This is a genomic window from Amycolatopsis suaedae (assembly GCF_004214935.1).
Classification (GTDB): Bacteria; Actinomycetota; Actinomycetes; order Mycobacteriales; family Pseudonocardiaceae; genus Amycolatopsis; species Amycolatopsis suaedae.
The window spans coordinates 137,458-160,048 of the sequence record NZ_SFCC01000012.1 but is presented as its reverse complement, the minus strand read 5'-3'; the positions used below and the strand labels follow the sequence as shown (position 1 = coordinate 160,048).

Here is a 22,591-nt window from a genome sequence, read left to right as displayed (position 1 = left end):
CGGGTCACCCGGACCGCCAGTCGCGGATCGCGGCCGCGAACTCCCGCGGTGCGTCGGACTGCACGAAGTGACCCGCGCCCTCGATGACGACGGTGTGGTGGTCGGCGAAGGTCTGCTCCCAGCGCCGCCGTTCCTTGGCGCGGAAGGCGAAGTCGGCGTCGCCCCACACGATGAGCGCCGGGAGCGACGCGAGGCCGGCGAGCCCGGCCTCGACGCCGGCGAGGAAGTCGCGGCTGGCGGTGATGCGACCGGGGAGTACCGCCGACGCGCCGGGAACGCCGGGCGGCTTGCGGTAGTGGGCCATCTCGGCGGCGGTCGGCTTCCGCAGCCGGTGCCCGGCCGGGATCAGCGCGTTGACGAACAGGTTGAGCCGCCTGATCAGCACCCGCCCCAGCGGGTTGCCGAACAGGTGCGAGGCGGCCTTGATGTGGAGGTCCCCGATGGGCCAGGCCCAGGTGTTGGCCAGCACGAGGCCGGTGAAGGCGGCGGGCCGCCGCTGGACGGTGGCCAGGCCGATGGGGCCACCCCAGTCGTGGCCCACCAGGGTGATTCCAGTCAAGCCCAGGGCGCAGACGAACGCGGTGACGACCTGGGCGTGGTCCTCGGGCAGATACCGGTAGCCGGGGCGGGCCGTGGACAGCCCGAAGCCGGGGTAGTCCAGGGCGACGCAGCGGAACCGTGCCCGCAGGGCCCGGATGACGTCGCGGAACTCGAACGACCAGGTCGGGTTGCCGTGCAGGAACAGCAGCGTCGGCCCCGATCCTTCGTCCACGTAGTGGACGGTGTGCCCGTCGATGTCGGCGAACCGGCTCGGGAAGGGGAACAGGTCGTCGTCCACCCACGACGGGCGGCGCGCCGTCATGCCTGGGCCTCCGGTCCGGCCGGGACGAGGTAGCGCAGGCGTCGCAGCGGGGCGGTCGACCCCTCGGTGCGCAACCCCATCCGGCGGGCGTTGGTCACCGTGAGCTGCCCGGTGAGCACGCCGAGGACAAGCGGAGCGGGACCGTCCAGGACGAGGTCGGGCGATCGGGGAGCGGTGAACGTCGTGCGCATCTCGCCGTCGGCCAGTTCGACGAACGTGGGCCGGTCCCCGGTGCGGATCTCGAAGACGACCTGGGGTCCACCGGGGTCGGCGTCGTCGAGAAGTTCCGAGACGGGGAACGCCACCCAGTGGCTGCGGAACTCCTCGTCACCGGTCGGGCTGGGCATGTACCTGGCGCCGAAGTGGCCGAGCGCCCGGAGTACCGGCTGCAGGTCCCGGCCGGCGTCGGTGAGGTGGTAGAGGGTCGCGGCCACCGGTGGAGCCGCCGCCTCCCTGCGCACCAGCCCGTTCGCCTCGAGCTTGCGCAGCCGGTCGCCGAGCAGGTTGGTGGCGATGCCGGGCAGCCCGGCCATCAGGTCGGCGTGGCGGCACCCGCCCTGCAGGAAGAGCTCCCGGATCACCAGGAGTGTCCAGCGGTCGCCGATCACGTCCAGAGCCTTCGCGACCGCGCAGTAGTGGCCGTAGGAACGCATGCTCCGAACCTAGCCGCACGGTGTTTGATATTCAAGAGTGGACACTTGACTTTTTCAAACTCCAGGCAGTAGGACGAGAACATGCGCGCGAGTTCTCCGAACCTCATGCCGGACCTGACCCTGCGACGGCGGGCCGGGATCCTGGTCGCGGTGTACGCGGCGACGCTCGCGATCAACCTCGACGTCACGATCGTGAACGTCGCGTTGCCGAGTGTCGCCACGGAACTCGGTGCCGGGACCCGTGGTCTCCAGTGGGTTGTCGACGGCTACAACCTGGCCTTCACCGCGCTGGTCCTGGCCGCGGGCGGACTGTCCGATCGCTACGGACGGCGCCCCGCGCTGCTGCTCGGCCTCGCCGGGTTCGCGGTCACCTCGGTGGCCGGAGCACTGGCCGCCAGCACGGGCACGCTGATCGCCGCCAGATTCGGCATGGGCGTGTTCGCCGCGCTGATCTTCCCGACGACGCTGTCGATCATCTCCAACACCTTCCGCGAGCGCAGGCAGCGCGCGGCGGCGCTCGGCGGCTGGGGCGCCGTCGTGGGGGTGGGCGTGGCGTCCGGCCCGGTGACCGGCGGGTTGCTGCTGGAGCATTTCTACTGGGGCAGCGTCTTCCTGGCGCTCGTTCCGCTCGCGCTGGTGGCCGCCGTCCTCGGCTTCGCGCTGGTGCCGGAGTCGCGGGACCCGTCGGTGCCGCGGCTGGATCTGCGTGGCCTGCTGGTGTCGGCCGGCTTGCTCGGGCTGCTGACCTACACGGTGATCGAGGGTCCCGAGCGCGGCTGGGACAGCACGGCGACCCTGCTCGGCTTCGCCGGGTCGGCCCTGCTGGTCGCGGTGTTCGTGGCGGTCGAGCGGGTCGCCGAGCATCCGATGCTGGAGATCCGGCTGTTCACCGACCGCCGCTTCAGCGCCGCCAGCGGTGCGGTGGCGGTGACGTTCTTCGCGCTGGCCGGCTTCATCTTCCTGATCACCCAGTACTTCCAGGTGGTGCGCGGATTCGGCCCGCTCTCGACCGGCGCCCGGATCCTGCCGGTGGCCCTCTCGATCGCCGTCGCCTCCGTCGCCGGTGGCATGCTCGCGCCGCGGGTGGGCACGAGATCGGTCGTGGTGGCCGGGCTGGTCTCGTTCGGCACCGCGATGGCCTGGATCGCAGGCAGCGTCGCCGCCGACACCGCCTACTGGTCGACGATCGTGCCGCAGATGGTGCTCATGGGCCTGGGCATGGGCCTGATCTCCACCCCGGCCACCGAGTCGATCATGCGGGTGCTCCCGCCCGCCCGGGCCGGAGTCGGGTCGGCGGTCAACGACGCGACCCGTGAACTCGGCTCCACCCTCGGCGTGGCGGTGGTCGGCTCGGTCTTCTCCTCGGTGTTCGGGGCACGCCTGCTCGACAGCGCCTTCGCCGCCACCGGCCAGGCACACGAGGCGGCTCGGTCGGTGCCCGTGGCGTTCTCCGTGGCCGGAGCCGACCCGCGCCTGCTCGACGCGGCCCAGGCCTCGTTCCTCGACGCGCTCACCATCAGCTGCACCGTGGTCGCCGGGCTGTGTTACGCGGCGGCGCTGGCCGGCCTCGCCGCTCTCCCCGGCCGGCGCGGATGACGGGCCCGCGGGGAAGGGTGAGGGCGACGACCGCGGTGACGGCCATGAGGGCCGCCATGGCGAGGAAGGCGGTCGCGTAGCCGGGACCGGCGAGGGTGACCAGTGCGGCCAGGCCGACGGCGCCGCCGACCTGCTTGGTGGTGTTCATCAGCCCGGACGCGGCTCCGCCGTCACCGGGGCCGACGCCGGAGGTGACGAGGGTGGTCAGCGGGGTGTTGAGCAGCCCGCCGCCGAGGGAGAACACGATGGCGGGGCCGAGGATGCCGGTCAGGTAACCGCTGTCCGGGGTGAGCTGGGCCTGCCAGGCGAACCCCGCGGCGGCGAGCAGGGAGCCGAGCGCGACGAGCGTGCGGCTGCCGACGTGCCGCATCAGCCACGGGGTGACGCGGGCGGCCACGACGATGGTGACCACGGTGTGCGGCAGGAAGGCCAGCCCGGTCTGCAGCGGGCTGTAGTGCAGGACGTTCTGCATGGCCAGGGTGAGGAAGAACCACATCGGGTTGAGGCAGGCGCCTGCCAGGAGCATGGCGAGGTTGCCGATGCTGATCGCGCGGGCCCGGAACAGCCGCGGCGGGATGACCGGGACCGCGGCGAAACGGGCTTCCACCACCACGAACGCCGCGAGCGCGGCGGCCGCGACGGCCAGGGCGGCCACCGTGGCGGGTGCGGCCCAGCCCGAGGTGTGCGACCGGGCGATGCCGAAGGTCAGCGCGGACAGCCCGAGGGTCGCCAGCACCGCCCCGGTCACGTCGAGCCGGGGCCGTCCGGCGGGCCGGTGGTGCCCGGCGAGGTGACGCGGGGCGAGCAGCAGGGCGACCGCCCCGACCGGGACGTTGATCAGCAGGATGGACCGCCAGGACAGGTACTCGGTGAGAATCCCGCCGAGCAGGTTGCCCGCGGTGCCACCGGCGACGCCCACCGCGGTCCACATCGCCAGCGCACGCGTCCGCCGGGGTCCTTCGGCGAACGTGCCGGTGAGCACGGTCAGGGTGGCCGGGGCGAGCACGGCCGCCCCGATGCCCTGCACGGCGCGGGCGGCGACGAGCAACTCGGCGGTGCCGGCCAGGCCACCGGCCAGGCTCGCGCCGGAGAACAACGCCAGGCCGGTGAGGAACACGCGCCGGTGGCCGTAGAGGTCGGCCAGCCGCCCGCCGAGCAGCAGCAGGCCGGCGAAGGTCAGGGCGTAGGCGTTGACCACCCACTGCTGGACGGCGTCGCCGAACCCGAGGGACCGCTGGATCGACGGCAGCGCGACGTTCACCACGGAGATGTCGAGCACCACCATGAACTGCGCCGCGCACGCCAGGGCCAGGACCACCCCGCGCCGGTCTCCCATCGATGCCCCCATGCTCGTTATGATACAGCGGTATCATAACGAGCGGGCCGGGTCAGCGGCGCGGCCGGGGGTCGATGAGGACGGCCGCGGTGATGAGGGCGGCGAGGATGAGCAGGGCGATCAGGCCGGCGTCGATGAGGGTGTTGAGCATGGTCAGCTCCGGGTGGCGCGGGTGCGGTTACGGGAATGCAGGCTGGTCAGGGTGACGGTGACCAGGACCAGCACGATGACGGCCAGGGAGACCGGGGTGGGGATCGACGGGACGGCCGGCCAGAGGTCGTGTGCCCAGTGCAGGACGAGCTTGATCCCGATGAAGGCGAGGATGACGGCGAGCCCGTGGTTGAGGTGCACGAGCTTGGCCAGCGTGGTGCGCAGTACGAAGTACAGCGCCCGCAGCCCCAGCAACGCGAAGGCGTTGGTGGCGAAGACCAGGTAGGGGTCCTCGGTGATGCCGTAGACGGCGGGCACGGAGTCGACGGCGAACACGACGTCGGTGGCGAAGACGGCCACCACCACGACGCTGAGCGGGGTGAGCGCGCGCCGTCCCCGCTCGTACGCCATCAGCCGGGTGCCGCGGTAGTCGTCGGTGACCGGCATCAGCTTGCGCAGCAGCCGCACCGAGCGCAGCTGGGCCACGTCCCGTTCCAGCCCGGCGCCGGTGACGGCCTCGCGGAGGATCTTGACCGCTGAGCCGAACAGGATGGCGCCGAAGACCAGGAACGCCCAGGTGCCCGCCTGCAGCAACGCGGCACCGGCGGCGATGAAGACGCCGCGCAGGATCAGCGCGCCGACGATGCCGTAGAGCAGAACCCGTTGCTGGACCTCGGCTGGCACGGCGAACGCGGTCAGCAGCAGCAGGAAGACGAAGAGGTTGTCCACCGAAAGGGACTTCTCGACGACGAAGCCGGTGACGAACTCCAGTGCCTGCGCACCGCCGAAGGCCCACCACAGCCCGGCGCCGAACGCCAGCGGCAAGGCCAGGTAGAACACCGACCAGCCGGCCGCCTCGCGTAGCGACACCTCGTGCGGGCGCCGGGTCACCAGGAAGTCGGTCACCAGCAGGGCCAGCAGGACCGCGATGCTGACGCCCCACAGCCACGGTGAGCCGATCGTGGACTGGGTCATGGCGGGAGCCTCCTCGAACCGTCAGCGTTCGAGGTCTCCTTCGCCCGCGATGGGCGCCCTGCCGGGGACACCCGGTCGTGTCCGTCCTGACCGGTCAGGGGCTTCGGGAAGTACTCCCCTCACCCGCGAGTATCAGGCAAAACGGACATATCGTAAAGAGGGTGTCACCTGGACGTGCGTCAGGTGGGGCTGGGTTCGGTGGCCAGGCCCTGGGTGGTCACCACGTGGGCACTGCCGTCGGCCAGCCGGTAGCACATGCCCACGACGGCGGTCTGTCCGGCGGCGACCCGCTCGGCGAGCAGCCGGGAGCGGTCGACGAGGAGGTTGACGGTGTGCCGGGTGTGCTCGGCGACGATGTCGTCGTCGCCGGTGATCCCGGCGGCGTGGGCGGCGAGCACGCTGGGCGTGACCCGCTCGATGACGTCGCGCACGAACCCGCTGGTGCCCAGGCCGTCGGTGAGGGCGGCGCGGGTGGCGGCGACGGCGCCGCACGAGTCGTGGCCGAGCACGACGATCAGCGGGCAGCCCAGCACGCTCACGGCGTACTCGATGCTGCCCAGGACCTCGGGCCCGGCGACGTGACCCGCGGTGCGGACCACGAACAGGTCACCCAGGCCGCGGTCGAAGATGATCTCGGCGGCCAGCCGGGAGTCCGAGCAGCCGAACAACACTGCGAACGGGCGCTGGCCGGGGGCGATGTCGGCACGCCGCGCGGCGTCCTGGTTCGGATGCTGCGGCGTCCCGTCGACGAAGCGCTGGTTGCCGGCCAGCAGCAGCTCGAAGGCTTCCGAGGGGGTGGGCGCGTCGTTCATGACTGTGCAGCATATCCGCAAGCAACGGACATAGACGGCAAACCGGGTACCCCATGAGGGTTGTCACAGCGGAGTTGCGCCGCAGGCGTACGCGCCGGGAGCGTCGCTGGGGTCGCGTGGCTGGACCATGGCGTCCACGGTGACGGTGCCCGCGCGGGCGAAGGTGAAGGTGAGCGGGACGGTCGTGCCCGCGAGGACCTCGCGGGTGAACCCGACGAGCGTGAGGTGGTAGGGCAGGTGACCGGTGACCGCCCGGTCGGCGGGCCCGGGAACACCGCCGTTGCGCAGAGGCAGCGCGGTGACCGGCTCGGCGGTGCCGTCGCAGTGCTGGTCCCAGTTGATCCGCACCTCGCGGGCGTGGCCGGTCGTGACCGCGGTCAGCCGGTCGTCGGCGTTCTCGCTGGAAACCACCGTGAACGCGACCCGGGCGCTGTCCCCTGGCCGGTGCGCGCCGTCGTCCGGCCGCTCGACGTAGACGTTGCGGAGTTTCACCTCCCCGATCTCCGCACTCGTCCCCAGCGTTCCGGCGTTGCCGTCCCCGCGGGACGGTCCGCACCCCGCGACCGGGACGAGGAACGCCGCCAGCATCAGCACAGTCCGTCGCACGCGCATGTACCAGCGCTACCCGTTCCCGCGCGTATGACTCGCACTTCGTCCGCCCAACAGCGACTTCACCGCGATCGCCGAGCCGAGTGCCACCACCGCGCTGATGGCGGCGACGACGTTGAACCCGGTGACGAACGCGTCCCTGGCCGTGGCCAGCAGCTGTTCCGCGACCGGCTCGGGCAGATGCCCGGCCACGTCGCCCGCCCGCGCGAGGCTCTCCCCGGCGGCCGCGGGCACGCCCTCGGGCAGGGGACCCAGCACCCGGGTGTACACGGCGGCCAGGACGCTGCCGAGCGCGGCGACACCGGCGGCGATCCCGAACTCGGTGGCGGTACTGGACATCGCGGCGGCCGCGCCCGCGCGGTCCGGCGGCGCCCCGGCCACCGCGAGGTCGGTGACCACGAGCACGAGTGGCGCCATCCCGGCGAACATGACCACCATCGCCGCCACCAGCTGCGCGTGGCCGGCGCCGGGACCGGCCAGGGCGAGCTGGACGTAGCCCGCGGCCGCGAGGACCAGGGCGCCGGTGAGCAGCCGGTCGCGCCGGACCCTGGCGACGACAGCCGGGACGATGATGGCGACCAGCGCGAAGACCGCGGTGCCCGGCAGCAGCCACAACCCGGCCCGCAGCGGCGTCTCGCCCAGCACCAGCTGGAAGAACTGGGGCAGCAGGAACAACATGCCGCCGATCGCGAACTGCCCGAGCAGCAGCGCGCCCAGCGACACGCTGAACGTCCGGGAGCGGAACAGCCGCAGGTCCAGCAGCGGACTGTCCAGCCGGTACTGCCTGCGGGCGAACAGCACGGTGAACGCGCCGCCGGCGACGATGCTGACGAGCACCGTCCAGGACGGGCCGTAGCTGGCCAGTTCCTTGACGCCGTAGGTGATCGGCAGGATCGACACCAGGGACAGGCCCACGCTGGGCAGGTCGAGCCTGCCGGGCCGGGTGTCCTCCTGGCCGGTGAGCAGCAGCGGCGCGGTCAGCAGGACCAGCGCCATCACCGGGACGGCGACGATGAACACCGCGCCCCACCAGAAGTGCTCCAGCAGCACGCCGCCGGCGAGCGGCCCGAGTGCCCCGCCGAGCGTGAAGCAGGTCATCAGCACGGAAATGGCGCGCGTGCGTTGCTTCGGGTCCGGGAAGAGCCCGCGCACCATGCCCAGGATCGTCGGCACCAGCGCCGCGCCCGCGACGCCGAGGATGCCGCGGGCGGCGATCAGCATCTCCGCGCTCGCCGAGAACGCGGCCAGCAGCGACGCGGCGCCGAACGCCGCCGCGCCGATCATGAGCAGCCGCCTGCGGCCGATCCGGTCGCCGAGCGTGCCCATGGTGATCAGCAGCCCGGCGACGAGGAAGCCGTAGATGTCCTGGATCCACAGCATCTGCGGCCCGGTCGCGCCCAGGTCGGCGGTGATGTGCGGCAGGCTGAGGAACAGGATGGTGTTGTCCATCGCGATCAGCACGCTGGCCGCGGTCACGACGGCGAGGCCGATCCAGGCCCGGGGGCCCGCACGTGTCTCGGACTGGGTCATCGGTGGTCTCCTCCACGGGTCGGCCGTAACCGGCGTACTCACTGTGCCGGGTACTGCTCTCGGCTCACTCTCGTCGCGGGTCGACTACTGTCGTCGTGTGCGGTTCGGGGTTCTCGGTCCACTGGCGGTCTGGACTTCCGCCGGTGTCCCGGTCGAGGTCTCCGCGACGAAGCTCCGGTCGCTGCTGGCCGTGCTGCTGGTGCGTGCGGGCCGGTTCGTGCCGACCGATCTGCTGATCGAGCAGGTGTGGGGCGAGCGGCTGCCCGGCAACCCGCGTGCCACCCTGCAGAACAAGGTCTGGCAGCTGCGCCGGAAGCTGGACGCCGCCGAGCCGGGCGCCGGTGACCTGATCGGGTACCAGCAGGACGGATACCTCCTGCGAGCCGAACCCGGCGCGGTCGACGCCGATCTCTTCAGCACGCTCACCGGCCGGGCGCGGGCCACCGCGGATCCGCGGGCGCGGGCCGCGCTGTTCGCCGAGGCGATGGCGTTGTGGCGCGGTGAGCCGTATGCCGATGTCGGCGACCTGGAGTGCGCCCGCCCGGTCGTCGCCCAGCTGGCCGAACAGCGCATCGGGGCCGTCGAGGACCACGCGCGGGCACGGCTCGACCTGGGCGAGCACGTCCAGCTGGCGATGGAGCTGGCCGATGCCGCCGCCCGGCACCCGCTGCGCGAAGGCCTGCAGGCGGTCTACCTGCTGGCGCTCTACCGGTCGGGACGGCAGGGCGAGGCCCTGCACGCGTACGCCAGGCTGAGTGACCGGCTGCGTGGCGAGCTGGGTACCGATCCGGGCAGGGAACTCGTCGAGCTGCACCGGGCGATGCTCGAGCAGAGCCCCGCGCTCGACGCGGCTCCGGGCAACCTGCCGGTGCCGCTGACCGAGCTGGTCGGGCGGGCCGGGGACGTCGAGGCGGTGTCCGCCCTGGTGCGGACGCGGCGCGTGGTGACCCTCACCGGCACCGGCGGTGTCGGCAAGACGAGGCTCGCGCTGGCCGCGGCCGACCGCCTGCGGGACGCCTTCCCGGACGGGATTTTCCTGGTCCCGCTGGTGAACGTGGCACCCGGCGCGCCGGTGGCCGCGGTGGCCGATGCGGTGGCCGCGACACTGGGCATCCGGGACGGGATCGCCTCGGCGCGCACCGGGCAGGCCACGGCAGCCGCCGACCGGCTGGTGGAGGTGGTGCGGGGCAGGCGCATGCTGCTGGTGCTGGACAACTGCGAGCACGTCGTCGAGGCCGCCGCCGAACTGGCCGACGTGCTGCTGCGCTCCGCCGCCGGCCCGCACGTGCTGCTGACCAGCCAGGAACCGTTGCGGCTCACCGGCGAGCACGTGTACTACGCCGAGCCGCTCGCGGAGCCCGGCGCGGTGGAACTGTTCGTCGCCCGGGCCGCGGCGGCCTCGCCCGGATTCGCCCTCGAGTCCGGCAACGCCGCCGCGGTGGCGAACATCTGCCGCCGCCTGGACGGAATCCCCCTGGCACTGGAACTGGCCGCCACCCAGGTCCGCGGGATGGGCGTGCACCAGCTGGCCCGCGGGCTCGACGACCACCTGCTCACCGCGGGCCGCCGCGGAGCGCCGCGACGGCAGCGCACCCTGCGGGCGACCGTCGACTGGAGCTGGGAGCTGCTGTCCGATGTGGAGCGTGCCGTGCTGCGCAGGCTGGCCGTGCACGTCGACGGGTGCGCGCTCGCCGCCGCCGAGGCGACCTGCGCGGGCGACGACGTGGAACCCGCCGCGGTGGTCGGGCTGCTCGCCCGCCTGGTCGACCGCTCACTGGTGATCGTCACCGAGGGCCCCCGCTACCGGCTGCTCGCCCCGGTCACGGCCTACTGCGCCGAACGCCTGCGCGCGGCCGGCGAGTTCGACGAGACCCGGCGCAGGCACAGCCGGTACTACCTGGAGCTCGCCGAGGAAGCCGAACCGCACCTGCGCGGCCACGGGCAACGGCAGTGGCTGCGCACGCTGGACACCGAGAACGCCAACCTGCGCGCCGCGCTGGAGACGTTCCGGCACGAGGACACGGCAGCGCCGGTGCTGCGGCTGGTCACCGCGCTGAGCTGGTACTGGGTGCTCTCCGGCAGGCTGCGGGAGGGCGGCCGGGCGCTGGCCGCCGCACACGCTCATCCCGGGCCTGCCCCGCACGGGCTGCGGGCCCAGGCGAGCGCGTGGCACTCGGGCATCCGGCTGATGCTCGGCGAGCAGCCTGCGGTCGCCGTCGGCGAGATCGCGGACACCGAAGTGGACGCCGGGCTGGCCCGGGCACGGTGGTTCCGGGGAGCGGCGCTGTACAGCTTCGGGGACCTGGGCGCCAGCGAGGCCGAGGTGAGCCGGGCGCTGGACATGTTCCGGTCACTCGGGGACAGCTGGGGCGTCGCCGCCGCCCTGTGGACCCGCGGGTTCTTCTCGGTGCTGAAAGGAGATCTGGCCACCCTGCGGCGGGACTGCGAGCGCAGCGACGAGCTGTTCCGGGAGGCAGGCGACCGCTGGGGCCGGATGCAGGCCACCGCGAGCCTGGCCGAACTCGCCGAACTGGCAGGCGACTACGCGCGGGCCGGACGCTGGCACCGGGACGGGCTGCGCACCGCCGAGGAACTCGGCCTGTGGGCGGAAGTCCCGGCGAAGCTCGTCGGCCTGGGCCGTGCCGCCATGTTCACCGGGGACTTCTCGCGCGCCAGGAAGGCGTTCGAGCGGGCGGAGCGGCTCGCGGCCGAACAGTCGAACCGGTTCTGGGAGATCCTGGCGGAGGAGAACCTCGGCAGCCTCGCGCGCCGGGAAGGCGACCTCGACACGGCGCGGACCCGGCTGCGCGGGGCGTTGAAGTCCTATCAGCAGATCGCCCACGAGCCCGGCGTGGTGAACACGCTGGCCGAGCTGGGATTCACCGCGCGGCTGCGGGGCGACGCCGCCGAGGCGACGGCCTGTCACGTCGCGGGCTTCGAGCGTGCCCGCGACCTCGGCAACCACCGCAGCGCCGCACTCGCACTGGAAGGACTCGCCGGCGCGCAGCTGGCCGCCGGGCACCCGGTCCGCGCGGCACGGCTGCTCGGAACCGCCGCCGCGCTGCGGGACAGTGCCGGGGCGCCGGTGCCCGGACCGCACCGCCCCGACGTCGACCGGATCACCGCGGCGGTACGCGACCGGCTCGGCGCGGAGACGTTCGCGGCGGAGTCCGGCGCCGGACGCGCCCAGGAGCCGGGGGAGAACCTGCCCGGCAGGGCTACGACGTGACCACGGCTCCGCCGGCGCCGGTGCGTCCGGCCGGGCTGCCCACGAGTTCGACCGTGACATCGGACCGGACGCGCTCGCCGAAGACGCCGACGACGGCCTCGGTGACCGCGGTGACCAGGCCGGCGACGATCTCGTCGGCGTCCGGTCTGCTGAACGCGGCCTCCCTGATGCCGAACGTCACGCTCGGCGAGGGCGCCTGTGCTGGCGTACCGCCGATTCCCCACCGGCCGGGCGGCAGGCCGATCAGCCGGACATCCACAATGCCGCGGGCCCATTCGCCGTAGACGGTGACGACCGCGTCGGTCAGCTTCTCGATCAGTGCCGTCTCCCGGCCGGCGAGGTCGCTTTCCAGCACATGGACGGTGAGGTGGGGCATGACATACTCCCTGACAGGTTTGATCACAAAATATCTTTGATCTCAAAGCTATTGAAAGGTTGGGCGGATGTCAACGCCGGATGCCACCGACGACGCGGTCAGGGAGCTGCTGCTGGTGATGCCCAGGGTGGTCGGCCGGATCAAGCGGATGCCGTTGCCGGAGCAGCTGCGGTCGCTGGATCTGGCGCCGAGACACCTGTCGATGCTGTCGCTGCTTCTGCTCGACGGGCCGCTGACCGTCTCGCAACTGGCCGGGATGCTGGGCGTGGCGCCGACCACCGTGAGCCTGCTGGTGAGCGACCTCAGCCGCAAGGGCGTCCTGGTGCGGCGCGAGGACGACGCCGACCGCCGCCGGCGCATCGTCGACATCAGCCCGGAGAGCCGTCCCGCGATCGCGCAGTGGCTGTCACCGGGGGCTCATGCGTGGCGGCACGCCCTCGCACCGCTGAGCGCGGCGCAGCGGCGGCTGTTCGTGGACACGCTGCTGCGGTACGAGGAGGCGTTCGCCGCGCCCGAGGGGGAGTAGCTCCCATTGGGCGGGGATCCGGTGGTAGGGGTTGCTGCTGGGTCTTCGGCGCCTGGTGAGCCAGGCTGGTGGGTGGAATCGGGGTTTGCCGTCGGTGATGGTGACGGTCCAGTCGGTGTGGTGGATGACGCGGTGGTGGCGTCCGCAGAGCAGGACCATTTCGTCCACATTGGTTCGTCCGCCGTGTTGCCATTCGCGGACGTGGTGGACGACGCACCAGCGGGGTTTGCGGGTGCAGCCGGGGAAGGCGCAGCCACGGTCGCGGAGGGCGAGGGCGCGGCGCTGGCCTTTGGTGGCCAGCCGGGCCTCGCGGCCCAGGTGCAGGACCTCGCCGTCGGAGCCGAACACGGCCGGGACGAGCTTGGCCTCGCAGCACAACCGGGACAGCGCCGGGGCACTCAGGTATCCGGCGCCGTCGAGTGCCGCTCCGGCGCGGCGTTCCAGGTCCTCCAGTGTCACCGTCACGGTGACCACGGCGCGTTCCCCGGCTTGGGTGTGCAGGTCTTCGGTGCGGGCGACCAGGTCGACGATCTCGGCCAGCGCGTCACCCTTCCGCTCCGCCTGGTCGCGGAGGTCGGGCACGCCTTCCTCGGCGGGGTGTGGTTTGGCCAGCACGTCGAACAACCCGTCCAGCGTGGCGCCGGTCTCCGGGTCGAGGACGCCGGTGAAGCGGTATCGGCCGTGTCGGTCTACTTTGGAGCGGAACTCCCGGACCGGGTGCGCCAGTGCGTCCTCGTCGGGTGGGGCACTGTCCTGGTCGACCCTGGCCCGGATGTTGTCCCCGGCCTTGCGGACCGCGGTCGGTGGGGCCGTGCGGGCCAGGGTCAGCAGAATGTCCTCGAAACCCTCCCGGCCCTCTACCGGCAGGGCCGTAATAGCGCGGTGGATTTCCACCGCGTGCTCCAGTGACACCTCGCCCGCGGCCAGCGCCGCGCCGGTGGCGGCCAGCGAGCCGAACAGGTCCTCGGCCAGCTGCACCCGGGTCTTGGCCAGCGTCCGGGAGACGTTCAGGTTGTCCAACTGAAACGCCACCAGATCCCGGAAACCCAAATCGGCCCCGCGGGCGCTCAGCTCCGCCAGGCCCTCCAGCACCTCAGCGGCGGCCGCGGCCATCTTTTCCTGGCCACGCTGAATGATGGCGGCTACCTCCTCGTCGGAGTGCCGCCACAAGCGGGTGCCAGATCTCTCGAACACATCACCATCGTATTACGAACACGTGTTCGAAACCATTACACGATCGGATGACCTCAGGCGGCAGTCGCGGTGGCGATCGTCGCGGCGAGTTCACGGGCGCGGTCGTGGGCCTCGGCCATGGATTCCTTGTGCTTCGGCAGAAGCTCCGCCAGGGACGGTGTGTGGGGAGCCAAGGTCAGTTCGGGGATCACGGTGGCGACATCGAGTCCCAGCAGTTCCTCCCGCCCGAGCACCGCCTCGGTCGTGGGCACGACGTAGTCGAAGCCGTGGTTGGGTGCGCCGGGAGCGTAGCTGCCACCCCGGGCGGAGATCAGCACCGCCGGACGCCCGGCGACGGGGGACGGCCGGAACGTGCGGCCGTGCACGACGATCTGGTCGAGCCAGGCCTTGAACACCGACGGCATCGACAGGTTGTACATCGGCACCGTGAACAGGTAAGCCCTGGCGCCGAGGAACTCCTCGATCAGCTCGTCCTGCAACGCCGCCGCGGCGGCCTGTTCGTCGGTGTGCTGGGCGGGATCGGTGACGCGGGCGGTGATGCCGGCCGCGCTGAGGTGGGGCACGGGCGCCGCGGCGAGGTCGCGGTGGACGACCGTGCCCTGCCAGCCGTCGAGGAAGGACCGGGCGACCTGGCGCGAGATCGAGGCCTCGCCGAGAGCGGACGAGTCGACGTGAAGCAGGTACGACATGGGTGGTGTTCCTTTTCGGTGGTGGTTACATACTGGTAGTGCGGTTGCACACCGGATGAGAGGTGAGCGGGATGGCGTCAGCGCGACAGATCAGCGGTCCGTGCCAGGCATGGCCGGAGGACGGCGCCTTCATCCGGGAAGTGCTCGATCGCATCGGTGACAAGTGGACGGTCCTGGTCGTCAGCACCCTGAGCGCCGGGGTGCTGCGCTACTCCGACCTGCAGGCGAGCATCCCGGGCATCTCCCAGCGGATGCTGACCCAGACCCTCAAGCACCTCGAGCGTGACGGACTGATCTCGCGGACCGCGTACGCCGAGGTTCCACCGCGGGTGGAGTACGAGCTGACGGACCTGGGCCGGTCCCTGCTGGAGGCGGTGTCGGCGATGGCCGACTGGGCCGCCACTCACCACCGTGAGATCGCCGGCAACCGCGCGGTCAGCGAACGAACCGGAGTCGGCCGGGGCAGGGCTTCGGCCGGCGCGGCGCGAGAGTGACCCGTCCCCACGCGTTCCCTGTTCCGCCATCGTCCTTCTCACCTCACTGGTAGTGCGTAACACCATCATGAGTGAGAAAAAGAAGCCTTACAAAAGGCACTTTGAAGTGCGTCAGGGTTGCGCTGGTGTGGCACATCACACCCGTGGCCCACCTCGCGGCCAGGTGGACGTCTCCCCGTACGAAGACAGTTTCGGTGAAAAGATCACCGGACGGTCCGGAGAGAAGGGGAGAACCTCATGAACCGCAAGGGAATCGTCCGCGCGGCCACGCTCACCGGCATCGCCGCGGCGCTGAGTCTCACGGCCACGGCGACCGCCACGGCGGCCCCGGCCACGGAGCCGGTCACGACCGTCGCGGACCTGGACGGAGACGGCGAGATCGAGACGGTCACCGCGACGCCGGCCGGTGACGACCAGGTGATCTCGGCGACGGTGCAGGGGGTGCCCGCCTCGATCCGCGTCGGTGCCGACTCCGCCGCCGGTCTCGAGGCACCCCGCGTGGCCGACCTCAACGGTGACGGCCGGGCGGAACTGATCGTCACGCAGTCGGTGGGCGCGAACACCACGCACTTCACCACGCTGCACTTCGACGGCGGGAACCTGAGCCAGGTCGTCGGCCCCGACGGCACACCCGTCGCCCTGGCCGAGGGTGGCGGTATCGCCGCCCGGCTGGGATACAACTGCTCGCCCGAGGGCGGCGGCCGAACCTTCGGCACCGTCGCCGCCGAGGCCGACAACCTGGGCAGCCCGGCCGGGGAACTGACCTACTCCGGTACCCGTACGGTCTACACCCTGCGCGACGGCGCGCTGAGCGTGCGGGAGACCGTCCCGTTCACCGGCAGGCCGGCGACCGACCCGCTGGTCGTCGCGGACCCGGCGACCTGCTCGGCGTGAGCCATCCCGGCCAGTAGCCGGGTACCGAGCGCGGTGGTCCGGTAGAGGACGTTGCGTCCGGCGCGGGTGCGGGCGACCAGGTCGCTGGCTCGCAGCACCGCGAGATGCTGGGACACCGCGCTCGGCGTGACGCCAAGGGCCCGCGCGAGGTCGGTGGTGGTCGCGGGCGACCGTAGTGCTCGCAGGATCTCGGCTCGCGGTCGTCCGAGCAGCCGTACGACGTTGTCCGCGGGCGGGCCGGTGTCCGCCGTCCACAGCGTGGCGATGCCGCGGGCCGGGTAGCGCACGGTGGTCTGGGTCGAGGTCTGCTTCTTGATCAGGACGTGGGCGGAGCCGAGCGCGACCGGCAGCAGGACCAGCCCGCCCGGGCCGCGGCCGACCGCGCGGTGGGCCCGCCAGCGGTCTCCGGCCAGCGTCAGCCTGCCGTCCTGCCAGCTGAGGTCCCGGTGCAGGCCGGCGAAGAGCTGCCCGGCTCCGCCGAGGGCGAGCCCGCGTGCCCGGTAGGCGATGTCGGCTTCGAGTGCCGCCCGGATGCGCGGCCAGTGCGGGGCGACCAGCCGGTCGTGGGCCTGACGCAGTTCCCGCGCCACCGCCCGGATCTCCGTGACCGGGCGGGCCCACAGGGCGGCGGGCGGGTTGTCGCCGAAGACCCTGGCCAGGCTGGCGCGTATGTCGCGGGCGGAGGTGCCGGCGACCGTGGCCAGTTCGTCGTCGATCGCCGGGGCGGCGCCGGTGGGCGCGGGCACGAGGAACTCGGGCCAGCTGCGGTGGGTTCCCACCAGCAGCGGCCAGGTGCGCGGAAGGTCGAGCGGCGATTCGGCCAGCCGGTCGCGTGCCCAGCGCAGCCACCGGAGGTTGGCCGGGTTGCGGTCGCGTCCGCACAGCTGCTGCAGGCAGGCCACCGTCTCCGACAGCGGCGAGACGGCGAACCGGGTGGTGGCAAGGTCGTCCACCCCTACCTCGACCGTGAGTGCCATCGCCCGAGTATGTAGCACCGGGCTAAACCGTGTCCGGAACGGCAACGGCCACCGCACGCTGAAGCCATGGGTGCGGCGGGGTACCGGCGGCTGGTCGCGGCCACCGGAATCGAAGGAATGGGCAGCGGCGCTTGCGTCGCCGCGGTGCCGCTGCTGGCGATCACGATCACGCGTGATCCCCGGCTGGTCACGGCGATCTCCACCATGGCCTACCTGCCGTGGTTGCTGGTGGCGCTGCCGGCCGGGACGTGGGTGGACCGGTTCGACCGGGCGGGCCTGATGTGGCGGACCCAGCTGGTGGCGGCCGCGATCGTCGCGGCCACCGGCATTCTCGCCGCGCTGGACGGGATCGGCATCGCCACCCTGGCGGTGCTCGCGTTCGCGCTGGGAATCTGCACCGTCGTGCTCGGCGTCGCCGTCCAGACGGTGCTGCCCGACGTCGTTCCCGGGCCCATGCTGCACAGGGCCAACGGGGCCCAGCAGGCGGTGATCACCGCGGGGCACCAGTTCGCCGGGCCGCCGCTGGGCAGCGCTCTGTTCGCCGTCTCGGCCGGGCTGCCGTTCGCGGTCACCGCGGGGTCGTTCGCCGTGGCCGCCTTCCTGCTGTCCGGGCTGCCGAAAACCGGCCGCCGGGAGCGGAAACCCGTGCGTACGGCCGTCGCGGAGGGCCTGCGCTGGCTGACGCGGCATCGCCTGCTGCGCACCGTAGCCGTCCTGCTCGGTGTCAACACCTTCTTCGGCCAGCTGGCGAACGCCACGCTGGTCCTGTTCGCCACCCAGACCCTGCAGGTCAGCGCCGGGGGCTACGGCCTGCTGCTCACGGCGGCAGGCGCAGGCAGTGTCCTGAGTGGACTGATCAGCGCGCACGTCCCGCTGCGGGCCGGTTCGTCGCTCGTCGTCGCGGCGGCCCTCAACGTCGTCGCGCTCGTCGGGGCCGGGTTCAGCCCCGGCCCGGTCACCCTCGGCTGTTTCCTCGCCCTGGGCGGCTTCGCGACGACCATGTGGAACGTCGCCACCGCGACGCTGCGGCAGCGACTCGTTCCGTCCACTTTGCTCGGCCGGGTCAACAGCGTCTACAAGCTGCTCGGCTGGGGACTGATCCCGCTCGGCATGCTCGCCGGCGGCCTGGTCGCGCACGGGCTCGGTCTCCGCGTGCCGTACCAGCTCGCCGGCGTGGCCAGGGCGGTGGCGCTCGCCGTCGCCCTGCCCGCGCTGCTGCGCCACGGCCGCGCCGGCTGAACTCAGGCGGGCGTTTCCGCCGTCGCCGTCAGCACGGCCCGGCCCAGGATGTGGCCGGCGATGGTGAAGCCGAGGTAGGCCGGGGTGGCGTCGGCCGGGACGCCGATCGTGGCGACGTCGAGCGCGTGCACGACGAACAGGTACCGGTGCCTGCCGTGGCCCGCGGGCGGGGCGGCGCCGACGAACCGGGCCTCGCGGGCGTCGTTGGGCAGCTGGAAGGCGCCCTCCGGCAGGCCCGAGCCGGTGGCGTCGCCCGCTCCGGCGGGCAGGCCGGTCACCGTCGCCGGGATGTCGGCGACGGCCCAGTGCCAGAACCCGGAACCGGTGGGGGCGTCCGGGTCGTAGGCGGTGACGGCGTAGCTCTTCGTGCCCTCGGGGGCGCCGGTCCAGGACAGCTGCGGCGAGACGTCCGCGCCGGCCAGTTGCTCGGCGGCGAGCGTGCCGCCGTCGGTGACGGAGTTACTGGTGACGGTGAAGGTGGCTGCCTCGGGAAGGCGGGCGAAAGGATCGTTCACGAGATCGACGATAGCACAGAAAATCGATTATCTGTCAAATGGTCTACGATGTCGGCATGGCTCAGGGGACCAAGCAGATGCTGTCCGGGCGCGTGTACGCCGAGCTGCGCGACGCGATCCTGCGCGGCGACTTCGCGCCCGGCGACGCCCTCAAACCGCAGGAGCTGGCCGGGGCGCACGGGGTGAGCCTCGCGGTGGTGCGGGAGGCGCTGGTCCGCCTGGTCGGCGACGGCCTGGCCGACCGGCTCACCAACCGCGGCTTCGCGGTCCCGCTCCAGTCGGCCAAGCGGTGGCAGGACCTGGCCGAGGCGCGGAGCACGATCGAACCCGCGACGCTGCGGATGTCCATCGCCCGCGGCGACCTCGACTGGGAGGCACGGGTCCGCGCGGCACACCACCGGCTGGCGAACACGCCGACGCACGAGCCGGGAACCGGCGGCGTCAGTCCACAGTGGTCGGAGGCGCACCGCGTCTTCCACCGCACCCTGCTGGAGGGCAGCGGCAACGACGTGCTGCTGGAGACGTTCGACCGGATGTGGCTCGCGGGCGAGCTGACCCGCCGCTGGGCCGCCGGCCGCGACCCCGGCCGGGACCACCTCGCCGAGCACCGCGGGCTGGAGGAAGCCGCACTGGCCAGGGACGCCGACGCCGCCGCGGACCTGCTCACCCGGCACCTCACGCAGACCGCCGCAGGGCTCGCGTAGCGTCCCGTTCCCATGACGATCGAGACGACGGTTGCCGACCTGCTGCGCCGGGTCGAGGTGCTCGAGGCCGAGGCCGAGATCCGCCGCCTGCAGGCCCGGTACGTGTTCCTGTGCGACACCCCCTGCCCCGAGTACGGCGTCACGGACGATGCGCGGCGGATCGACCTGATCATGGAGCTCTACACCGAGGACGCCGTCTGGGAGGGCGTGGGGGAGTACTACGACGGCCAGTTCGGCCGCGCTGAGGGAGCCGCCGCCATCCGCGCGCACTTCGAGCGGTTCTGGGGCGAGAAGCGGGATCCCGCCCTGGTGCTCAACGCGCATTACCTGACCTCGGAACAGATCCACGTCACCGGGCAGGAGGCGACCGGCCAGTGGATCCACGTCCAGCCCTGGCTGTTCTCCGACGGCCGGTCGCTGCTGCGGTCGAGCAGGCTGAACAACGCCTTCCGCAGGACCGGCGGCAGCTGGAAGATCACCCGCACCCGGACCGAGAACGTCTTCGTCGCGCCGCTGCCGCACTCATGGCCCGGTGATCACCCGGCGGCGTCGGTGTTGATGAGACCATGAGCGCATGGCAGCCCCGGGATCGCCAGAGCCGGTCGTCCACATCGTCGACGACGACGAGGACCTGCGGCGGTCGCTGGTCTTCCTGCTCGACAGCGTGGGCGTCCAGGCGCTCACCTACCCCGACGCGGCCTCGTTCCTCGCCGAGTTCGACCCGGACGAGCCCGCGGTGGTCATCGTCGACGTGCGCATGCCCGGGATCAGCGGGTTCGGGCTGCAGGAGCGGTTACGGCAGCTCGGCCACCCCGCGCCGGTCATCTTCTGCTCGGCACACGGCGACATCCCGATGTCGGTCCGCGCGATGGCAGGCGGCGCCGCCGACTTCCTGGAAAAGCCCTACCAGCCGCAGCGCATGCTCGAAGTCGTGCAGCAGCAGCTGATCGAGGCCCGCGAGCGGTTCGCCGAGCACGCCCGCAGGCAGGACGTCCAGCGCCGCATCGGCACGCTGACACCACGGGAACGCGAGGTACTCCGGCTGGTCGTCGAGGGACTGCCCAGCCAGCACATCGCGCGGCGGCTGAGCGCCAGCGTGAAGACCATCGACGTCCACCGCGCCCGGATCAAGGCGAAGACCGGAGCGGACAGCCTCGGCGCACTCGTCCGGGACGTCCTGGTCCACCAGGTCACGGTCTGACGAGCGCGGCCTCCGCCCAGCACGCGACTCCGAGCAGCGCGGGCTCGCCGCCCGCCGGGCCGACGAGCTGGAGCCCGAGCGGCAGCCCCGCCGCGGTGACCAGGCCCGGCACGCCCGCCGCGGGCAGCCCCAGCGCCTGCCACGCCCGGCTGACCGCCGGGTCGCCGGTCGCCGCCAGCCCGGCCGGAGCCGGGCCCGGGGCGGCCGGGCCCAGCATGGCGTCGTAGGACGCCAGCAGGTCCGCCACCCGGGGCCGGGCCGCGGCGACGACCTCCCGCGCGGCCTGGTAGTCGCCGTCCGGGGTCGCCGCGCCGGTGTCCAGCAGCCCGGTCAGCTGCGGGCTCAGCCGGTCCCGGTCGGCCAGCTCGGCGGCCCGCTCGCGGGCGGCCTCGTAGGCCATCACCACCGCGTGGGCGGCGGTGACCTCGGCGATCAGCCGCTCGTCGGGGAAGTCGTCGACCACCGCGCCCGCCTCGGTCAGCCTCCGCCGGGCGGCGGCCAGCGCGCCGGACATCTCCGTGCCGACGACCCCGAGCGGCACCGCCGTCCAGGCCAGCAGCCGGGGTGGACGGCCGGGGCCGGGCTCGGGCTCGCCGGTCAGCATCGACCACGCCAGGGCGAGATCGGCGACCCGGGCGGCGAACACGCCGTGGCTGTCCAGGCTCGGGCTGAGTGCGGTGACCCCGTCCATCGGGAACCGGCCGTGGCTGAACACCAGCGACGCCACCCCGCAGAACGCCGCGGGCCTGGTCACCGAGCCGGCGGTCTGCGTGCCCAGGGCCAGCGGCACCTGCCCGGCCGCGACGGCCGCGGCCGACCCGCTCGACGAGCCGCCCGGGGTGTGGCCGGGCGCCGCCGGATTGCCGGTGGGCCCGGGGGCGAAGTAGGCGAACTCGGTGGTGGCGGTCTTGCCGACCGGTGCCGCGCCGGCCCGGCGCCAGGCGGTGACGATCGCCGCGTCGGCCCGCGCCGGCGTGGCGTCCGCCCGCAGGACGCTGCCGCAGCGGGTCGGGAGGCCGGCCAGGTCGATGATGTCCTTCACGCCGAGCGGGATCCCGCCGGGCGCGCCGGGATCCTGGGCGACCCACGCGTGCAGCGCGGCGTCGGTCCCGGCGATGCGGGCGCGGGACCGGGCGACGGCCTCGGCCGGCGTGATCGTGCCGCGGGCGAGTTCGCCGGCCAGCTCACGCAGCGACCACGGCCCGGTCACGGCCGCGCCCATTCGGCGTCGGCCACCCAGTAGTCCATCCCGCTCTCGCTCACCCCGTGCCGCCACTCGGACGTGCGCCGCAGCAGCGGCTCGACCTCGGCGGTCACCGCGTCGGCGGCCTCCGGGCCGTCCTCGGGCACCTGCCAGTGCACCCAGCTCAGCTCGCGTCCCCCGGCGTCGTGGACGAACAGGTCGACGTGCCGCCAGCCGTAGCCGTGGGTGTCGTTGTAGCAGGTGAGCGTCATCCGGTTCACGACGCCGCCAGGTTGTGGTACCGGCGCTGGAAGTAGACCAGCGCACCGCTGTCGGTTGCCGGCTCGGGCACCGTGTCGACCTCGACGAACAGCACCGAGTGCGACCCCTGGGTCTGCTCGGCCACGATCCGGCCGACCACCGAGGCGAGGGCGTCCCGCAGCACCGGGACGCCCTCGGTGTCCAGGTCCCACCGGCCGTCGGTGAACCGCTGCGCGGGTGGCACGCCCGCCCCGCCCGCGAAGTAGCGGGCCAGGTCCTCGTGTTCGGCGCCGAGCACGTTGACGCACACCCGCCCGTTGGCCAGCAGGACGCCGTGCGAGCGGGCCGACCGGTTGACGCAGACCAGCATCGTCGGCGGCGAGTCGGTCACCGAGCAGGCCGCGCTGACGGTCAGCCCGGCGCGGCCGTGCGGCCCGTCGGTGGTGATCACGTTCACCGCGGCGGACAGGTTCGCCATCGCGGAGCGGAACTCCAGCTGGGTCCGGGTCGGCTCGGGCACGGGGAAAGCCTACGGCGTGCGCGGGCGCCGGGGCATCGTGAGTAACACCGCCGCGGCTGAGGATTT

The 22,591-nt window shown here is 72.7% G+C and carries 24 protein-coding genes; 9 read left to right on the top strand and 15 right to left on the bottom strand.

The genetic code is table 11. The features are described from left to right. Nucleotides 1-4: 4 nt before the first annotated feature. Together EWH70_RS23955 and EWH70_RS23950 are read right to left on the bottom strand one after the other, a co-directional pair. A complete protein-coding gene (locus tag EWH70_RS23955) occupies nt 5-862 on the bottom strand; it encodes an alpha/beta fold hydrolase (RefSeq protein ID WP_130477738.1) in 858 nt (285 codons plus the stop codon). Next, nucleotides 859-1,515: a winged helix-turn-helix transcriptional regulator gene (locus EWH70_RS23950; protein ID WP_130477737.1), complete on the bottom strand. Its 657-nt coding sequence runs from the start codon at nt 1,513-1,515 to the stop codon at nt 859-861. The genes EWH70_RS23955 and EWH70_RS23950 overlap by 4 nt, the downstream gene beginning before the upstream one ends. A gap of 81 nt (nt 1,516-1,596) precedes the next feature. On the opposite strand from EWH70_RS23950, the gene EWH70_RS23945 reads away from it, so the two are divergent. Then, the gene (locus tag EWH70_RS23945) at nt 1,597-3,111 is read left to right on the top strand and encodes an MFS transporter (protein WP_130477736.1); all 1,515 of its coding nucleotides are present in this window, start codon (nt 1,597-1,599) and stop codon (nt 3,109-3,111) included. On the opposite strand, the gene EWH70_RS23940 is transcribed toward EWH70_RS23945, so the two are convergent. The 5 genes from EWH70_RS23940 to EWH70_RS23920 form a co-directional block, all read right to left on the bottom strand. After that, the gene (locus EWH70_RS23940) at nt 3,032-4,459 is read right to left on the bottom strand and encodes an MFS transporter (RefSeq protein WP_240687186.1); all 1,428 of its coding nucleotides are present in this window, start codon (nt 4,457-4,459) and stop codon (nt 3,032-3,034) included. The genes EWH70_RS23945 and EWH70_RS23940 overlap by 80 nt on opposite strands. A 141-nt stretch (nt 4,460-4,600) precedes the next feature. Then, complete coding sequence (locus tag EWH70_RS23935; protein WP_130477735.1) at nt 4,601-5,572, bottom strand: TerC/Alx family metal homeostasis membrane protein; 972 nt, start codon at nt 5,570-5,572, stop codon at nt 4,601-4,603. A 179-nt stretch (nt 5,573-5,751) separates the two neighbouring features. After that, on the bottom strand, nt 5,752-6,384 hold the full coding sequence (locus EWH70_RS23930; protein WP_130477734.1) for a carbonic anhydrase: 633 nt from the start codon (nt 6,382-6,384) through the stop codon (nt 5,752-5,754). Nucleotides 6,385-6,447: 63 nt separating this feature from the next. Further along, nucleotides 6,448-6,996, bottom strand: coding sequence for a copper chaperone PCu(A)C (locus EWH70_RS23925; RefSeq protein ID WP_130477733.1), 549 nt, complete (start codon nt 6,994-6,996; stop codon nt 6,448-6,450). A gap of 9 nt (nt 6,997-7,005) precedes the next feature. Next, on the bottom strand, nt 7,006-8,523 hold the full coding sequence (locus EWH70_RS23920) for an MFS transporter (protein WP_130477732.1): 1,518 nt from the start codon (nt 8,521-8,523) through the stop codon (nt 7,006-7,008). Between the two features lie 97 nt (nt 8,524-8,620). Between EWH70_RS23920 and EWH70_RS23915 the strand changes: the two genes are divergently transcribed. Beyond that, the gene (locus EWH70_RS23915; RefSeq protein ID WP_205669226.1) at nt 8,621-11,752 is read left to right on the top strand and encodes an AfsR/SARP family transcriptional regulator; all 3,132 of its coding nucleotides are present in this window, start codon (nt 8,621-8,623) and stop codon (nt 11,750-11,752) included. On the opposite strand, the gene EWH70_RS23910 is transcribed toward EWH70_RS23915, so the two are convergent. Continuing rightward, a complete protein-coding gene (locus EWH70_RS23910; protein WP_130477730.1) occupies nt 11,742-12,128 on the bottom strand; it encodes a tautomerase family protein in 387 nt (128 codons plus the stop codon). The two genes, EWH70_RS23915 and EWH70_RS23910, sit on opposite strands and share 11 nt — an antisense overlap. Before the next feature lie 67 nt (nt 12,129-12,195). Here EWH70_RS23910 and EWH70_RS23905 point away from each other — a divergent pair, with 67 nt between their 5' ends. Continuing rightward, on the top strand, nt 12,196-12,654 hold the full coding sequence (locus EWH70_RS23905; RefSeq protein WP_130477729.1) for a MarR family winged helix-turn-helix transcriptional regulator: 459 nt from the start codon (nt 12,196-12,198) through the stop codon (nt 12,652-12,654). On the opposite strand, the gene EWH70_RS23900 is transcribed toward EWH70_RS23905, so the two are convergent. Both EWH70_RS23900 and EWH70_RS23895 read right to left on the bottom strand, forming a co-directional pair. After that, nucleotides 12,535-13,848 carry an HNH endonuclease signature motif containing protein gene (locus EWH70_RS23900; protein WP_130477728.1) on the bottom strand — a complete coding sequence of 438 codons (1,314 nt, stop codon included), beginning with the start codon at nt 13,846-13,848 and terminating at the stop codon, nt 12,535-12,537. The two genes, EWH70_RS23905 and EWH70_RS23900, sit on opposite strands and share 120 nt — an antisense overlap. Before the next feature lie 53 nt (nt 13,849-13,901). Beyond that, nucleotides 13,902-14,537, bottom strand: a complete 636-nt coding sequence (locus tag EWH70_RS23895; RefSeq protein ID WP_130477727.1) for an FMN-dependent NADH-azoreductase — start codon at nt 14,535-14,537, stop codon at nt 13,902-13,904. A gap of 71 nt (nt 14,538-14,608) precedes the next feature. Between EWH70_RS23895 and EWH70_RS23890 the strand changes: the two genes are divergently transcribed. Together EWH70_RS23890 and EWH70_RS23885 are read left to right on the top strand one after the other, a co-directional pair. Then, a complete protein-coding gene (locus EWH70_RS23890; RefSeq protein ID WP_130477726.1) occupies nt 14,609-15,031 on the top strand; it encodes a winged helix-turn-helix transcriptional regulator in 423 nt (140 codons plus the stop codon). Nucleotides 15,032-15,268: 237 nt separating this feature from the next. Beyond that, nucleotides 15,269-15,925, top strand: coding sequence for an FG-GAP repeat domain-containing protein (locus tag EWH70_RS23885; RefSeq protein WP_130477725.1), 657 nt, complete (start codon nt 15,269-15,271; stop codon nt 15,923-15,925). Here the strand turns inward: EWH70_RS23885 and EWH70_RS23880 are convergent. Continuing rightward, on the bottom strand, nt 15,817-16,902 hold the full coding sequence (locus tag EWH70_RS23880; protein ID WP_130477724.1) for an ArsR/SmtB family transcription factor: 1,086 nt from the start codon (nt 16,900-16,902) through the stop codon (nt 15,817-15,819). The two genes, EWH70_RS23885 and EWH70_RS23880, sit on opposite strands and share 109 nt — an antisense overlap. Before the next feature lie 66 nt (nt 16,903-16,968). Between EWH70_RS23880 and EWH70_RS23875 the strand changes: the two genes are divergently transcribed. Continuing rightward, nucleotides 16,969-18,141: an MFS transporter gene (locus EWH70_RS23875; protein ID WP_130477723.1), complete on the top strand. Its 1,173-nt coding sequence runs from the start codon at nt 16,969-16,971 to the stop codon at nt 18,139-18,141. 2 nt (nt 18,142-18,143) lie between these two features. Here EWH70_RS23875 and EWH70_RS23870 read toward each other — a convergent pair whose 3' ends face one another. Next, nucleotides 18,144-18,656: a YbhB/YbcL family Raf kinase inhibitor-like protein gene (locus EWH70_RS23870; RefSeq protein WP_130477722.1), complete on the bottom strand. Its 513-nt coding sequence runs from the start codon at nt 18,654-18,656 to the stop codon at nt 18,144-18,146. A gap of 56 nt (nt 18,657-18,712) precedes the next feature. On the opposite strand from EWH70_RS23870, the gene EWH70_RS23865 reads away from it, so the two are divergent. Genes EWH70_RS23865 through EWH70_RS23855 form a run of 3 tightly spaced genes read left to right on the top strand, consistent with a single transcriptional unit; the run spans nt 18,713 to nt 20,561 of the window. Continuing rightward, nucleotides 18,713-19,360, top strand: coding sequence for a GntR family transcriptional regulator (locus EWH70_RS23865; RefSeq protein WP_240687185.1), 648 nt, complete (start codon nt 18,713-18,715; stop codon nt 19,358-19,360). A gap of 12 nt (nt 19,361-19,372) precedes the next feature. Continuing rightward, on the top strand, nt 19,373-19,930 hold the full coding sequence (locus EWH70_RS23860; protein WP_130477721.1) for a nuclear transport factor 2 family protein: 558 nt from the start codon (nt 19,373-19,375) through the stop codon (nt 19,928-19,930). Nucleotides 19,931-19,934: 4 nt separating this feature from the next. Beyond that, the gene (locus EWH70_RS23855; protein ID WP_130477720.1) at nt 19,935-20,561 is read left to right on the top strand and encodes a response regulator transcription factor; all 627 of its coding nucleotides are present in this window, start codon (nt 19,935-19,937) and stop codon (nt 20,559-20,561) included. On the opposite strand, the gene EWH70_RS23850 is transcribed toward EWH70_RS23855, so the two are convergent. Genes EWH70_RS23850 through EWH70_RS23840 form a run of 3 tightly spaced genes read right to left on the bottom strand, consistent with a single transcriptional unit; the run spans nt 20,551 to nt 22,525 of the window. Next, nucleotides 20,551-21,783: an amidase family protein gene (locus tag EWH70_RS23850; RefSeq protein ID WP_130477719.1), complete on the bottom strand. Its 1,233-nt coding sequence runs from the start codon at nt 21,781-21,783 to the stop codon at nt 20,551-20,553. The genes EWH70_RS23855 and EWH70_RS23850 overlap by 11 nt on opposite strands. Continuing rightward, on the bottom strand, nt 21,768-22,016 hold the full coding sequence (locus EWH70_RS23845; RefSeq protein ID WP_130477865.1) for a hypothetical protein: 249 nt from the start codon (nt 22,014-22,016) through the stop codon (nt 21,768-21,770). The genes EWH70_RS23850 and EWH70_RS23845 overlap by 16 nt, the downstream gene beginning before the upstream one ends. A 5-nt stretch (nt 22,017-22,021) precedes the next feature. Beyond that, the gene (locus EWH70_RS23840) at nt 22,022-22,525 is read right to left on the bottom strand and encodes a flavin reductase (RefSeq protein WP_130477718.1); all 504 of its coding nucleotides are present in this window, start codon (nt 22,523-22,525) and stop codon (nt 22,022-22,024) included. Between the last annotated feature and the right edge of the window lie 66 nt (nt 22,526-22,591).